The organism is Rossellomorea sp. KS-H15a (genome assembly GCF_024195245.1).
GTDB lineage: Bacteria > Bacillota > Bacilli > Bacillales > Bacillaceae_B > Rossellomorea > Rossellomorea vietnamensis.
Genome location: NZ_CP096886.1, coordinates 3,342,265 through 3,355,172, shown reverse-complemented (window position 1 = coordinate 3,355,172; position 12,908 = coordinate 3,342,265). Strand labels below are relative to the sequence as shown.

The 12,908-nt window shown below is 45.3% G+C and carries 17 protein-coding genes; all 17 read left to right on the top strand.

Annotation, left to right across the window (positions count from 1 at the left end):
- Positions 1–15: 15 nt before the first annotated feature.
- The 17 genes from efp (at position 16) to M1J35_RS17110 (ending at position 12,550) form a co-directional block, all read left to right on the top strand.
- Complete coding sequence (gene efp / locus M1J35_RS17190) at positions 16–573, top strand: elongation factor P (protein ID WP_060672204.1); 558 nt, start codon at positions 16–18, stop codon at positions 571–573.
- Between the two features lie 205 nt (positions 574–778).
- Positions 779–1,702, top strand: a complete 924-nt coding sequence (gene spoIIIAA, locus M1J35_RS17185) for a stage III sporulation protein AA (RefSeq protein WP_061809672.1) — start codon at positions 779–781, stop codon at positions 1,700–1,702.
- A complete protein-coding gene (gene spoIIIAB, locus M1J35_RS17180; protein WP_034758002.1) occupies positions 1,703–2,218 on the top strand; it encodes a stage III sporulation protein SpoIIIAB in 516 nt (171 codons plus the stop codon).
- Between the two features lie 50 nt (positions 2,219–2,268).
- Positions 2,269–2,475, top strand: a complete 207-nt coding sequence (gene spoIIIAC, locus M1J35_RS17175; RefSeq protein ID WP_034758004.1) for a stage III sporulation protein AC — start codon at positions 2,269–2,271, stop codon at positions 2,473–2,475.
- A gap of 13 nt (positions 2,476–2,488) precedes the next feature.
- On the top strand, positions 2,489–2,881 hold the full coding sequence (spoIIIAD, locus tag M1J35_RS17170) for a stage III sporulation protein AD (RefSeq protein WP_094075148.1): 393 nt from the start codon (positions 2,489–2,491) through the stop codon (positions 2,879–2,881).
- Positions 2,882–2,904: 23 nt separating this feature from the next.
- Complete coding sequence (spoIIIAE, locus tag M1J35_RS17165) at positions 2,905–4,104, top strand: stage III sporulation protein AE (protein ID WP_034758010.1); 1,200 nt, start codon at positions 2,905–2,907, stop codon at positions 4,102–4,104.
- A gap of 12 nt (positions 4,105–4,116) precedes the next feature.
- Positions 4,117–4,746, top strand: coding sequence for a stage III sporulation protein AF (spoIIIAF, locus tag M1J35_RS17160; protein WP_254651810.1), 630 nt, complete (start codon positions 4,117–4,119; stop codon positions 4,744–4,746).
- Positions 4,736–5,389, top strand: coding sequence for a stage III sporulation protein AG (spoIIIAG, locus tag M1J35_RS17155; protein ID WP_224519539.1), 654 nt, complete (start codon positions 4,736–4,738; stop codon positions 5,387–5,389). The genes spoIIIAF and spoIIIAG overlap by 11 nt, the downstream gene beginning before the upstream one ends.
- 14 nt (positions 5,390–5,403) lie before the next feature.
- Positions 5,404–5,958, top strand: coding sequence for a SpoIIIAH-like family protein (locus M1J35_RS17150; protein WP_224519540.1), 555 nt, complete (start codon positions 5,404–5,406; stop codon positions 5,956–5,958).
- A gap of 271 nt (positions 5,959–6,229) precedes the next feature.
- Positions 6,230–6,730 (top strand): acetyl-CoA carboxylase biotin carboxyl carrier protein, encoded by a 501-nt coding sequence (gene accB, locus M1J35_RS17145; protein ID WP_061809676.1) that lies wholly within the window; start codon positions 6,230–6,232, stop codon positions 6,728–6,730.
- Between the two features lie 15 nt (positions 6,731–6,745).
- On the top strand, positions 6,746–8,098 hold the full coding sequence (gene accC / locus M1J35_RS17140; RefSeq protein WP_034758023.1) for an acetyl-CoA carboxylase biotin carboxylase subunit: 1,353 nt from the start codon (positions 6,746–6,748) through the stop codon (positions 8,096–8,098).
- 23 nt (positions 8,099–8,121) lie between these two features.
- Entirely contained in the window at positions 8,122–8,532 is a 411-nt protein-coding gene (locus M1J35_RS17135) for an Asp23/Gls24 family envelope stress response protein (protein ID WP_159362225.1), read from the top strand.
- Between the two features lie 155 nt (positions 8,533–8,687).
- Entirely contained in the window at positions 8,688–9,074 is a 387-nt protein-coding gene (gene nusB / locus M1J35_RS17130) for a transcription antitermination factor NusB (RefSeq protein WP_224519541.1), read from the top strand.
- Positions 9,075–9,094: 20 nt separating this feature from the next.
- Positions 9,095–9,961, top strand: coding sequence for a bifunctional methylenetetrahydrofolate dehydrogenase/methenyltetrahydrofolate cyclohydrolase FolD (folD, locus tag M1J35_RS17125; RefSeq protein ID WP_254651809.1), 867 nt, complete (start codon positions 9,095–9,097; stop codon positions 9,959–9,961).
- Positions 9,962–10,068: 107 nt separating this feature from the next.
- Complete coding sequence (gene xseA, locus M1J35_RS17120) at positions 10,069–11,436, top strand: exodeoxyribonuclease VII large subunit (protein ID WP_254651808.1); 1,368 nt, start codon at positions 10,069–10,071, stop codon at positions 11,434–11,436.
- Positions 11,423–11,656, top strand: a complete 234-nt coding sequence (gene xseB / locus M1J35_RS17115) for an exodeoxyribonuclease VII small subunit (protein ID WP_061809680.1) — start codon at positions 11,423–11,425, stop codon at positions 11,654–11,656. The genes xseA and xseB overlap by 14 nt, the downstream gene beginning before the upstream one ends.
- 3 nt (positions 11,657–11,659) lie before the next feature.
- Positions 11,660–12,550 carry a polyprenyl synthetase family protein gene (locus tag M1J35_RS17110; protein WP_305882318.1) on the top strand — a complete coding sequence of 297 codons (891 nt, stop codon included), beginning with the start codon at positions 11,660–11,662 and terminating at the stop codon, positions 12,548–12,550.
- Positions 12,551–12,908: the final 358 nt, after the last annotated feature.

Sequence of the window (12,908 nt, the reverse complement as noted above, 5' to 3'; positions counted from 1 at the left end):
ATAGGAGGAATAAACATGATTTCAGTAAATGATTTTCGCACAGGTTTAACCGTTGAAGTCGACAACGGAATTTGGCGGGTAATCGATTTCCAACACGTTAAACCAGGTAAGGGAGCCGCGTTCGTCCGCTCTAAACTTCGTAACCTGCGCACAGGTGCCATCCAGGAAAAAACGTTCCGTGCCGGTGAAAAAGTTGGAAAAGCACAGATCGACAACCGTAAAATGCAGTACCTGTATGCCAATGGGGACATGCATGTATTCATGGACAACGAAAGCTACGATCAAATCGAGCTTCCTGCTTCTTCCATCGAATATGAATTGAAATATTTAAAAGAAAACATGGAAGTATCCATTATGATGTATGGAGCCGAAACGCTTGGTGTCGAGCTTCCAAACTCTGTTGAATTAAAAGTGACGGAAACAGAACCGGGAATCAAAGGTGACACGGCTTCCGGTGGATCCAAGCCAGCTACTGTTGAAACAGGTTTAGTGGTAAACGTTCCATTCTTCGTGAACGAAGGGGACACACTGATCATTAACACAACGGACGGATCTTACGTATCACGGGGATAAAGAATAAATATCAAAAGCCTGAACGGGATGAATCCCGTTCAGGCTTTTTTTTGTCTTTTTCCATTCCACTCCCAATGACCACCTCGAATCTCCCAACTCTATTGTCATAATCTCCATTCGCTAGAATACATTGTATTATCGGGAAGCATGTACGAAGGGTCCAGATCCTTCTACCCGAAGTGGAACAAGATTAGGAGGTCTCCATATGCAAGAAGTTCTAGCCTTTCTACCCAGCACTATATCTGATAAAGTCCTGTCCCTTCCACAAGATCTGATTGACCGGATAGAAGAAATCAGGGTTCGTACCAACCGTGTATTAGAGGTAACGGCACGGGGGAAGCCATACTTTCTTTCCTATACGGTCACAGAAGAAGATAGTGAACAGCTCATTAACAAATTATCCCGCCATTCATTTTATACATTGGAAGAAGAATTGAAGCGTGGCTATATCACGATTGAAGGCGGGCATCGGGTGGGGCTCGCCGGGAAGGTGATACTAGAGGGCGGAGTTGTGAAGGGGATTCGGAATCTCTCTTCTTTTAATATCCGGATTGCCAGGGAAAAGCTTGGCATAGCTCGGTCCATCCTTCCATATGTGTACAGTGACGGCTGGAAACATACGATGCTCATTGGTTCCCCTCAGACCGGCAAAACGACCCTGTTACGGGATCTGGCCAGGATGATTTCGACGGGGGTCCCTGAAAGAAATATCCCGCCATTCAAGGTGGGGATCGTTGATGAACGATCAGAAATTGCCGGCTGCGTGAACGGCATCCCTCAGCTGATGTTCGGTCCGAGGGTGGACGTGCTGGATGCCTGTCCAAAAGCTGAAGGCATGATGATGCTGATCCGTTCCATGAGTCCGGATGTCCTGATCGTGGATGAAATCGGACGGGTGGAAGACGGTCAGGCGATTCAGGAAGCCGTAAATGCCGGTATTACCCTTGTCATGACGACGCATGGGTCTTCTTTAAGCGAAGTAAGGAAGAGACCTGTGATCAAGGATATTGTGAATCTACAGACGATTGAACGATTCGTGGAACTGAGGAGGGGGGATGAACCGGGTAAGGTCCATGAGGTGTGGGACGAACACGGACAATCTCTTCTGAAAAAAGTGAGTGTGACGTAAATGATAAAACTTGTTGGCGCTGTATTTATTCTCCTTTCCACTTCCTGGGCAGGGTTCGAAGCTTCGAAATATTTGACGGAAAGGCCAAGGCAGCTTCGGCTATTGAAGCTGGCCCTTCAGTCATTGGAAGCTGAAATCACCTATAGTCATACCCCTTTGCACGAAGCGACCAGAAAGATTTCCAAACAACTGCAAAAGCCTGTTTCCTGGTTTTTTGAAACGTTCTCGAAGAAATTGACAGAGCAGGAGATCTCAGTGAAGAAAGCATGGGAAGAAAGCCTGAACGATGTCTGGAAGTTAACGGCCTTTAAAGCGGGTGAGTATGAAATCCTGAAGCAATTCGGAGAAAACCTTGGCAGACACGACATGATGACTCAGCAAAAACATATCCAGCTTGCTCTTAAACATCTGGATAGGGAAGAAACGGAAGCCGTTGAAAAGCAGAAGAAATATGAAAAGATGACGAAAAGTCTAGGTTTTCTATCAGGACTTTTGTTGATCATCCTACTACTCTGACTTGCGGACGGCATACGGGATGAGGCTTAGAAACCAGGAGGGAAATAAATATGGGAATTGACGTGGATATTATTTTCAAGATTGCCGGAGTAGGGATTGTCGTCGCCTTTTTGCATACGATTTTAGATCAGGTAGGAAAGAAGGAATATGCCCAGTGGGTGACATTATTCGGGTTCATCTACATCTTGTTCATGGTGGCTTCGATTGTCGATGATTTGTTCCAGAAGATAAAATCGGTCTTCTTATATCAAGGATAAGGGGGCGTCCGCGATTGAAATCATCCAGATTGTAGGTATTGCACTGGTTGCTACTTTTCTTGCTTTAATTGTGAAAGAACAAAAACCAAATTTTGCTTTCCTGCTCATTGTGTTTACAGGTTGTACGATTTTTTTATTTCTTATTGATCAAATTTATTCCATCATTCATATGATTGAGAAATTGGCTGCAAACGCAAACGTGAATATGGTGTATGTGGAAACCATCCTGAAGATCATCGGCATCGCTTACATAGCGGAATTCGCTTCACACATTACGAAAGATGCCGGGCAGGGGGCACTGGCAGCGAAAGTGGAGCTTGCCGGAAAGATCTTAATATTGGCAATGGCTGTTCCCATTCTGACAGTCATCATCGAAACGATCATCAATATGATTCCGACTGGATAAGCGAAACGTTAAGAGGTGGAATAATGTTGCAATTATACCGGATACTCGTCACAGCACTCGTTATCTTTTTCATCACAGCCTCAAGTGGACAAGCAGAAGAAGGGGATGAACAGACTCCTCCCGATACAAACATCCAGCAGGAATTGATCGATGCGCAGCTGGACCGGTTAGGGGTTGAAGAATTGACAGGATACTGGAATAGTATCGTGGATCAATACGGCGGCTATCTTCCCGAAAGTCAAAAAGGCAGTTTGATCGATTTCATGAAAGGCGAGAAAGAGTTCTCCTTCAAGGCATGGTTCAGCGGAATCTTCAAATTTGCCTTTCAGGAGCTTGTGATGAATGGAAAGTTATTGGGGACCCTGATTATGCTCACGATCTTCAGCATGTTTCTCCAGTCCCTGCAGAATGCTTTCGAAGGGGGAAGCGTCAGCAAGGTGGCATACAGCATCATATTCATGGTGCTGATCATCATCGCCCTGAATAGTTTTCACGTGGCCATCGACTACACCCGGGATGCGATCTCCACCATGGTCCATTTCATCATCGCCCTCATCCCGCTGCTCCTTGCCCTGATTGCCGCTTCAGGAGGCGTGGTTTCGGCAGCTTTCTTTCACCCGGTCATTATCTTCCTGATGAATACAAGCGGTCTGCTCATTCAAAATGTCGTGCTGCCCCTCCTGTTCCTATCCGCCCTTCTGAGCATTGTGAGCACCCTTTCCAGTCATTATAAAGTGACTCAGCTCGCTCAATTATTGAGAACTTGGAGCATCGGACTGTTAGGGGCGTTCATGACGGTCTTTCTCGGGGTGATATCCGTACAGGGTGCCACCGCAGCCGTTACGGACGGTATAACGATCCGTACAGCGAAATTTGTGACAGGCAACTTTGTCCCGGTCATCGGCAGGATGTTCACGGACGCAGCAGATACCGTGATCAGCGCATCTGTCCTCCTCAAAAATACGGTGGGGATAGCGGGTGTCGCCATCGTTCTGATCATTGCAGCCTTTCCGGCCATAAAGATCTTGATGATTGCCTTCATATACAAACTGGCGGCCGCTCTCCTTCAACCTCTCGGGGGAGGGCCGGTGATCGAATGCCTGGATACCATCGCAAAGAGTGTGATTTATGTCTTTGCGGCACTGGCGATCGTGTCCTTTATGTTTTTCTTAAGTCTTACCGTCATCATTGCAGCGGGAAATATTACGATGATGATGCGATAAGGGGGTCCCGCCATGTCATTTCTAACCGATTGGATTACAAATATCATCATCTTTGTTCTCTTAGCCACCGTCATTGACATGCTTCTTCCAAGCTCGAATATGCAGAAATATGCCAAAATCGTGACCGGCTTATTATTGATCACCATCATCCTTACACCGCTCTTCAAATTGATGTCCACGGATTTTGATGAGGTGATGAATTCCATAGATTTAAATGGTCCTTCTCAGAATAAATCGATGGAAAATGAAATAGAAATGAAGAAAAAAGAAATACAAGCCTCACAACGTGCATATATTTTAGAACAGATGGCTGTCCAAATGAAACAAGAAGCAGAAAAGGAGATGATGGATGAGCACGGCAAAGTCATTGAGAAGGTGACCATACAAGCAGATGACGTAGAAAATCTTCCCGACAGTATTACAGGAGTGACAGTGATTGTGAAAGAAAAGGTAAGTGAAAAAGACAGCACGATTGAAACAGTCCAGAACGTGGAGATCGATACGGGATCTGAAACAAGAAAGAAAACATCCGACGAAGATACGTCCCAACTGGCCACCTTACTAGCCGAACAATGGAATCTAACACAAGACAAAATAATCATTACAGTTGAAGGGGGGACTGGGGAAGCGAATGAACTTTAATAAAGGTCCGCTGAATATGCTGAAGGAATGGTTGTCAAAAGAAGACGCAAACTCTCCACCAAGGGGAAAAAAAGGTAAAAGGCTGCATTATTTTCTCATTGTGCTTCTCATAGGAGTGGCCTTCATGCTGATCAGCGACCTATGGAGCGGTGATCAAGGGGTGGAGGTTGCGAAGCAGGTGGATGGAGGTACCCCTGAAGAAGTGGCGACATTCGGATCCGGTCAAAAGGAATCGGATGGGTCCATGAGGGATTACGAAGATCGATACGAAAATCAGTTGAAAGAAGCCCTTGATCAAATTGTCGGGGTTAGCGATGTATATGTCGTCGTGAATGTGGAGGCAACAGAATCCAAAGTGTATGAAAAAAATGAATCTACAAAAACACAATCCACCGATGAAGAAGACAAAGAAGGTGGAAAGCGGTCGATCGAAGATAAATCCCGGGAAGAAGAAATCGTTATTGTAAATAACGGGGATAAAGAAGTTCCCATTGTGAAAGAAACAAAAAAACCTAAAGTCACCGGTGTCCTTGTAGTAGCAAAGGGAGCCGATAACATACAAATCAAAAAATGGATTATAGAGGCCGTAACCCGCGCCCTTGATGTTCCAAGTCACCGGGTATCGGTCCTGCCCAAACAATAAGGGGGAAATGATAGATGTTACTGAAAAAACAAACGGTTTGGCTATTAACGATGTTGAGTCTTGTGATTGTCCTTTCGGTTTACTACATTACGTCACCAACACAACAAGCGACAGATATGGCTTATCAGGAAAAGGATGCGAAAGAGCAGGCTAAAGGTGGAGATAAAGAGACAATGTCAGACAACGGCATGGAAGTCGTCACGGACGCAGCTGGAAATGAAATGTTCGAAGCATTGCGTCTTGAAGTGACAGACCAGCGTGATCAGCTTCGTGAAGAGCTGGAGGCGAAGGTAGCAAACGCGGATGTGTCAGCGGAAGAAAAGAGTGCAGCCTATGAGCAGATGGAAAACCTTCGTGAACTGGCCATGACGGAATCGGTCCTTGAAACGATGATCAAAACAATGGGTTACGATGATGCCCTTGTCAGAGCAAACGGAGAAAACATCCGGATCACAGTGAAATCAGACAAAGAGCACACTAAAGCCGATGCCAATGAAATCATCCGCCTGGTCATGAGTGAAGTGGGACAAATGAAGCCGGTCGCAGTGGAATTCCAGCCGGCAAACTAAACGGATCCAGGCCACGTTGCCGCCTAAAGCAGACTCTTTAGGCGGCTTATTTATGTTTAAGCCAGAAATTTCTTATTGTACCTTTTTATCAGATAAATGAAAAATCCTTTTCTATTATTTTATTTTTTTCCGAAAAAGGTCTAGAATAGAGATAGGGTTGTATGCGCTTTTAAAAGGATGGTAGGAATCGCATATTGAATTTATACGAGGTATTATCGTATGATGTTAGTAGCTAGTCATAATTTTTTAAACTATAAGAGGGGTGTCAACAGTGTTGAAAATTCAAGAAATTCGCGAAATAATCAAACTCGTAGATCAATCAAGTGTTGAAGAGTTTACATACGAGCATGATGGTTCTAAGATCAATCTAAAGAAAAATAATGGCGTGACCGTATCGGCCCAGCCGGTGGTACAAGCAGTCGAAGAAGTAAAACCTGCTGCACAAGCCGTTCAACAAGCACCTGTACAGGAAGCTGCTGCTCCTGCACAACCGGAAAAAGAAGCTCCACAAGCTGGCGCAGAAGATGCTAACTTACATAAAATCACATCTCCGATGGTTGGGACATTCTACCAATCCTCTTCACCTGAATCAGGTCCATATGTAAAAGTCGGGGATAAAGTCGATGAAAGCTCAGTGGTATGTATCGTGGAAGCGATGAAACTATTTAATGAAATCGAAGCCGAAGCAAAAGGCGAAATCGTAGAAATACTAGTAAAAGACGGTCAATTAGTGGAATATGGTCAGCCGTTATTCTTGGTTAAACCTGAATAAGGAGCGAATATAGATATGATAAAAAAGGTACTAATCGCCAATCGAGGAGAAATTGCTGTACGTATCATTCGTGCATGCCGAGATCTAGGCATTGAAAGTGTAGCCGTTTATTCTGAAGCAGATAAAGAGGCACTTCATGTTCAATTAGCGGATGAAGCTTATTGCATCGGACCTACTGCTTCGAAAGACAGCTACCTGAATTTCACAAATATCATCAGCGTGGCAAAACTGACGGATTGTGATGCGATCCACCCGGGTTACGGATTTCTAGCCGAAAACTCTGATTTTGCAGAGTTGTGCCGCGATTGCAACATCATCTTCATCGGTCCTTCACCTGAAGCCATCTCCAAGATGGGGACGAAAGATGTGGCTCGTGAAACGATGAGAGAAGCAGGCGTTCCGATTGTCCCTGGTTCAAAAGGCATAGTGAAAGATGCAGAGGATGCAGTTCAGCTTGCAGAATCCATGGGTTATCCCGTCATCATCAAAGCCACTGCCGGTGGCGGAGGTAAAGGGATCCGTGTCGCGAAAAGTCAGGAAGAGCTTATCAAAGGGGTGACGATCACCCAACAGGAAGCCATGACTGCATTCGGAAACCCGGGTGTATATATCGAGAAGTTCATCGAGGACTTCAGGCACGTGGAAATTCAAGTGCTCGCCGATAACTTCGGAAACGTGATCCACCTTGGTGAACGGGACTGTACGATTCAGCGCCGTCTTCAAAAACTGATTGAAGAAACGCCGTCGCCTGCTTTAACAGAAGAGAATCGTGTTAAAATGGGGGAAGCAGCAGTAAAAGCAGCCAAAGCGGTTGATTATACAGGTGCCGGCACGGTAGAATTTATATATGATTACGTAAATCAATCATTCTACTTTATGGAAATGAATACGCGTATCCAGGTGGAACATCCTGTAACGGAACAAGTAACAGGTGTCGATTTGATTAAGGAACAGATTCTCGTGGCATCAGGACAAAAGCTTTCCCTGACACAGGAAGAAGTGACGTTCACTGGCTGGGCCATTGAATGCCGTATCAATGCCGAGAATCCAGAGAAGAATTTCATGCCTTCAGCGGGGCGGATTGAAATGTATCTTCCACCGGGCGGCATTGGCGTAAGAGTCGACTCAGCCGCATATCCTGGTTATATGATCCCTCCATATTACGATAGCATGATTGCCAAAGTGATTACCTATGGAGCGACACGTGAAGAAGCCATTTCAAGGATGAAGCGGGCTCTAAGTGAATTTGTGGTTGAAGGTATACACACAACCATCCCGTTCCATCTCAGACTATTAGATCATGAAACCTTTGTAGGTGGGGAATTCAATACGAAATTCTTAGAAAAATATGAAGTAATGAAATCCTAGTGTGAATTCAGGAGGTGCCATACATGGCGGAAAATCAAAACCTTTTACAAATGTCTCACGGTAAAGACGGTCTTGGGAAAATTGAAATCGCACCTGAAGTGATTGAAGTGATCGCAGGAATCGCCGCGTCAGAAGTCGAAGGCGTATCCCAAATGCGCGGAAACTTCGCAACAGGTGTCGTCGAGCGTCTTGGAAAGAAAAACCACGGTAAGGGTGTCAAAGTGGAACTGGCCGAAGAAGGAATCATCGTGGATGTATACTGCATCATGAAATTCGGTGTAGCCATCCCGACGGTCGCTCAAAAAATCCAGGATAACATCCGTCAAGCCTTGCTTAACATGACTGCTCTCGAAGCAGATGAAGTGAATGTTCATATCGTTGGCGTTCAATTTGAAAACCAAAAGTTTGAAGCTGAAATTGACGAAGAAATGTAATGGGGAAGAACGGTCCTTTTAGGGGGCCGTTCTTTTTGTGTCTGCCGCTTTTCTTGTCAGAATATTGATTTTTTTACATACGCGTGCGTAATGCCCTTGGTTTGTGCTATTATCAAAGGTATGAAAATTGATGGATTAAAAGGAGTAAATAGAAGATGAAGAGAAGAGTTGCCCGTGAAAAGGCTTTACAGGCGTTATTTCAAATAGATATGAGTGGGATTGAGCCGGCAGTTGCGTTAAGGAACGTGCTGGAGGAAGAGGAGAAGATGGATGCGTATCTTGAGCAGATCGTTCTAGGCTTCATCGAGAATCAGGAACGGATTGATGGCCATATTCGTGAAAATCTGGAGAAATGGTCATTTGACCGTCTGGCAAAAGTCGATCGTAATATTTTGCGTCTAGGCGTGTACGAGCTTCTGTTTGTAGAAGACGTTCCGAATAATGTGGTCATTAATGAAGCGGTTGAAATAGCAAAGATCTTTGGTGATGATCAATCCAGTAAATTTATCAATGGTGTCCTTTCAAAGGTAAGTCAATCTTAACAATGTAAGGGGGCGAGTGAATGTCAGCTTCTATAATTGATGGTAAGCTCATTGCAGATCACTATCGGCAGCAATTAAAGACTCAGATTGAACAGCTGAAGGAGCAGGAAATCGTACCTGGCCTGGCGGTCATCCTGGTGGGTGATAACCATGCCTCCCATTCGTATGTGAAAATGAAGAGGAAGGCATGCAGTAATCTTGGGATCCATTCAGAGCTTTATTTATATGAATCCACTCTTACACAAGAAGAGCTGCTTGGAAAAATCAGAGAATTGAATGAACAGGATCATATTCATGCAATTCTCGTTCAACTTCCACTGCCGGACCATATCAACCCGATTACCGTGATTGAGACGATTTCTCCATCGAAGGATGTGGACGGCTTTCATCCGGTTTCTATCGGGAAAATGGTGACGAATCAAGATACTTTCTATTCCTGCACGCCGCTTGGGATCATGAAAATGCTTGAATATGAAAACATTTCGGTAGAAGGAAAACACGTCGTCATATTAGGGCGAAGTAACATTGTCGGAAAGCCGGCAGGCCACTTGTTCCTGAACCGGAATGCCACCGTGACGTACTGCCATTCCAAAACCGACAATATGTCTTCCTACACACAACAGGCGGATATTATCGTTTCTGCCGTAGGGAAAGCGAATCTGATCGGGTCTCGAGACATCAAACCCGGGGCTGTCATCATCGATGTAGGCATGAATCGTAATGAAGATGGCAAGCTGTGCGGAGACGTAAACTTTGAGGAAGTAAAGGAAAAAGCAGGGAAAATCACCCCTGTTCCCGGTGGAGTCGGCCCGATGACCATTACCATGCTTCTTTATAACACGGTGAAATCTGCCGAATGGGCTCTCCGGAATCGCCAAAATGGTTAAAAAATAGTACAATATACGTAACATAAAAGGAAAGGGACGGCTAATCGCTGGTCCCTTTCCGTATTCCTGCATGTATTTCGGTGCAAGGGACAAAGGAGTCAGTGAGCATGGAACTTGATCAATCGCGTTATTTAACGGTACAAGCTCTGACAAAATACATAAAACGTAAATTCGACAGGGACCCGCATCTGTCCAACCTGTTTGTACGGGGCGAAATTTCTAACTTCAAAAGGCACTCAAGCGGACATATGTACTTTACTCTGAAAGATGAAAAGGCCAGGATATTGTCTGTGATGTTTTCAAGTCACAATCAGTCAATGAAATTCAAGCCGGAAAATGGGATGAATGTATTGATCCGCGGAGATATTTCCGTGTATGAGTCAGGCGGGCAATATCAGATTTATGTGAAAGAAATGCAGCCCGATGGAATCGGTGAGCTTTATTTAGCGTATGAACAGCTGAAGGAGAAGCTCGAGAAGGCTGGATTCTTTGAGCCTGAGCGCAAACGGATGATCCCTAAGTTTCCGAAGCGGATCGCCGTTGTCACCTCCCCGACGGGTGCTGCGATCCGTGATATCATCACGACGATCAAGCGGAGGTATCCGATTGGAGAAATACTCGTCTATCCTGCTCTGGTCCAGGGCGATCAAGCGGCAGGCTCGATTTCAGACGCCATGAGGAAGGTGAATGAGCACGGGGATATCGATGTGTTGATCATCGGCCGGGGTGGCGGTTCGATTGAAGAGTTGTGGGCTTTCAACGAGGAAGTAGTGGCGAAAGCGATTGTTGAGTCAAAGGTTCCCGTCATTTCTGCCGTGGGGCATGAGACGGATTTTACGATTGCCGATTTTGTGGCAGATCTCAGGGCACCTACGCCGACGGCTGCCGGGGAATTAGCTGTTCCTCATATTGATGATCTATTGGAAAGGATCATGAACCGGAAATTAAGGCTGATTAAATCGTTTAAAACAAAGCTGCAAAGCGAAAGAAACCGATTAAATGGATTAACCAAATCGTATGCTCTGAGAAATCCCAGAAATCTTTATCAGCAGAAGGTCGAGGCCGTCGACCGGCTGACCGATCAACTGCAAAGAAATATAAGTATGCATGTAAAACAAGACCGGGATCGATTATCCGTTCTTCATTCAAGGCTAGAGCGTGTTCATCCATCCCAGATCATCAAGGTGCAGCATGAACGGGTATTATCTATGCAGACCATGCTTGAGAAGCAATTCAAACAAGTGTTGAAAGAAAAGAATCATCGTTTCACTTCAGCGCTGTCCACCTTACATGCCCTCAGTCCATTGAAGATCATGGACAGGGGATACAGCCTCGTTTACCGTGACGGAGGAGATCTGATTAAGTCATCTCGGCAGGTAAAGGAAGGCGACCGCATCGAGATTAATGTCAAAGATGGAAAAATACATTGTGAAGTTGAATCCGTTGAGGAGCGTGAGCAAAATGGCAAAATCTAAAGAAGAATTATCATTTGAAACAGCTATGGATCAGTTGGAAGAAATCGTGGAGAAATTAGAAGAAGGGGAAGTTCCCCTCGAGAAGGCGTTGGAATTCTATCAAAAAGGGATGGACCTTTCAAAATATTGTCATGATACGTTGCAAAAAGCAGAAAATCAATTAACGAAAATGATGACGGATGAAGGGGAAAAATCCTTTGATCTCGATGAGGGGGAATAATACATGTATCCTCCCATTACATTGAAAGAGTTTCAACAGGAACATGGCGAACTGATCACCAAACATATGGTTGAGACCGTAGAAGGCCTAAAGATCCCTCCTGTATTAAAGGAGGCCATGATTTATTCCCTGCAGGCAGGTGGAAAAAGGATACGTCCCATCCTCCTGCTGGCAGTGATCCGGACGTTCAATCAAAACACGAGGCTGGGCCTCAATACTGCGTCCGCCCTTGAAATGATTCATACATATTCTTTGATCCATGATGACCTTCCTTCCATGGATGATGACGATTTAAGGAGAGGCAAGCCGACCAATCATAAAATGTTCGGGGAGGCAGCGGCGATTCTTGCAGGCGATGGTCTCTTGACATATAGCTTTCAGCTCATTGCAGAAGATTCAGCCTTACCCAATGACCAAAAGGTGAAACTCATCGCCCTTCTCGCACGGTGTGCCGGTCCAGAAGGTATGGTCGGCGGACAGGTTGCCGATATCGAAGGGGAGAATAAGCGGTTAACTGTACAGGAGCTTGAAAACATTCACGTTCATAAGACAGGGAAGTTACTCATATTCAGCGTATTGGCCGGCGGGATCATTTCAGGTGCGTCAGAGAATGAACTTGAGCTGCTTGAACGGTTTTCATACCACATCGGTCTGGCGTTCCAAATTCAGGATGATATCCTCGACATTGAAGGTTCTGAAGAAATGATTGGTAAGCCGGTGGGGAGCGACGAATCGAAACATAAGAGTACGTATCCGAGCCTTTTATCGATGAAAGGTGCGAAGGAGAAGCTTCAATTTCATCTGGACGAGGCGCTGACGGCCCTTACTTCCATGCCGGTGGACTCCGGTCTGCTGGCAGAAATTGCCCGTTTGATCGTTTCCCGGAATCATTAAAACATTCTATATTTGAGCTAGTGATTTAACATATGTTATAATACGGTTAGAATAAATTTTGGGGTGGTGCAGTATTCTAGTCAGTCCACCAATCCTGAAGGTGGGCCTAAAAATCCACTAAAGGGCACATCGATGAAGTTCCTGGAATTGGCTTGAGGCGCCCAGCTTTGGGTCATATCTGGGAGTAAGGCTTGAGGGCGATCCACAATGGCATGTGGGCGTTGACCCGCGAGCCGCGGAGGCTTTGTTTCTTATGCTGGCTTTAAAGCATATGCAATAAGAACAAAGTATGAACCTGCGATGTGATGATTCACTAGCAGCGTAGCCTGCCTTGAGTGAAGAGAGAGGGGATTATGGT

Bases quoted from the DNA above. Each gene is read 5' to 3' on its own strand.
- efp (WP_060672204.1), top strand. From the start codon at position 16: ATGATTTCAGTAAATGATTTTCGCACAGGTTTAACCGTTGAAGTCGAC.
- spoIIIAF (WP_254651810.1), top strand. From the start codon at position 4,117: ATGTCATTTCTAACCGATTGGATTACAAATATCATCATCTTTGTTCTC.
- spoIIIAE (WP_034758010.1), top strand. From the start codon at position 2,905: ATGTTGCAATTATACCGGATACTCGTCACAGCACTCGTTATCTTTTTC.
- spoIIIAA (WP_061809672.1), top strand. From the start codon at position 779: ATGCAAGAAGTTCTAGCCTTTCTACCCAGCACTATATCTGATAAAGTC.
- xseA (WP_254651808.1), top strand. From the start codon at position 10,069: ATGGAACTTGATCAATCGCGTTATTTAACGGTACAAGCTCTGACAAAA.
- M1J35_RS17110 (WP_305882318.1), top strand. From the start codon at position 11,660: ATGTATCCTCCCATTACATTGAAAGAGTTTCAACAGGAACATGGCGAA.
- xseB (WP_061809680.1), top strand. From the start codon at position 11,423: ATGGCAAAATCTAAAGAAGAATTATCATTTGAAACAGCTATGGATCAG.
- spoIIIAG (WP_224519539.1), top strand. From the start codon at position 4,736: ATGAACTTTAATAAAGGTCCGCTGAATATGCTGAAGGAATGGTTGTCA.
- nusB (WP_224519541.1), top strand. From the start codon at position 8,688: ATGAAGAGAAGAGTTGCCCGTGAAAAGGCTTTACAGGCGTTATTTCAA.
- M1J35_RS17150 (WP_224519540.1), top strand. From the start codon at position 5,404: ATGTTACTGAAAAAACAAACGGTTTGGCTATTAACGATGTTGAGTCTT.
- accC (WP_034758023.1), top strand. From the start codon at position 6,746: ATGATAAAAAAGGTACTAATCGCCAATCGAGGAGAAATTGCTGTACGT.
- folD (WP_254651809.1), top strand. From the start codon at position 9,095: ATGTCAGCTTCTATAATTGATGGTAAGCTCATTGCAGATCACTATCGG.
- spoIIIAC (WP_034758004.1), top strand. From the start codon at position 2,269: ATGGGAATTGACGTGGATATTATTTTCAAGATTGCCGGAGTAGGGATT.
- spoIIIAB (WP_034758002.1), top strand. From the start codon at position 1,703: ATGATAAAACTTGTTGGCGCTGTATTTATTCTCCTTTCCACTTCCTGG.
- M1J35_RS17135 (WP_159362225.1), top strand. From the start codon at position 8,122: ATGGCGGAAAATCAAAACCTTTTACAAATGTCTCACGGTAAAGACGGT.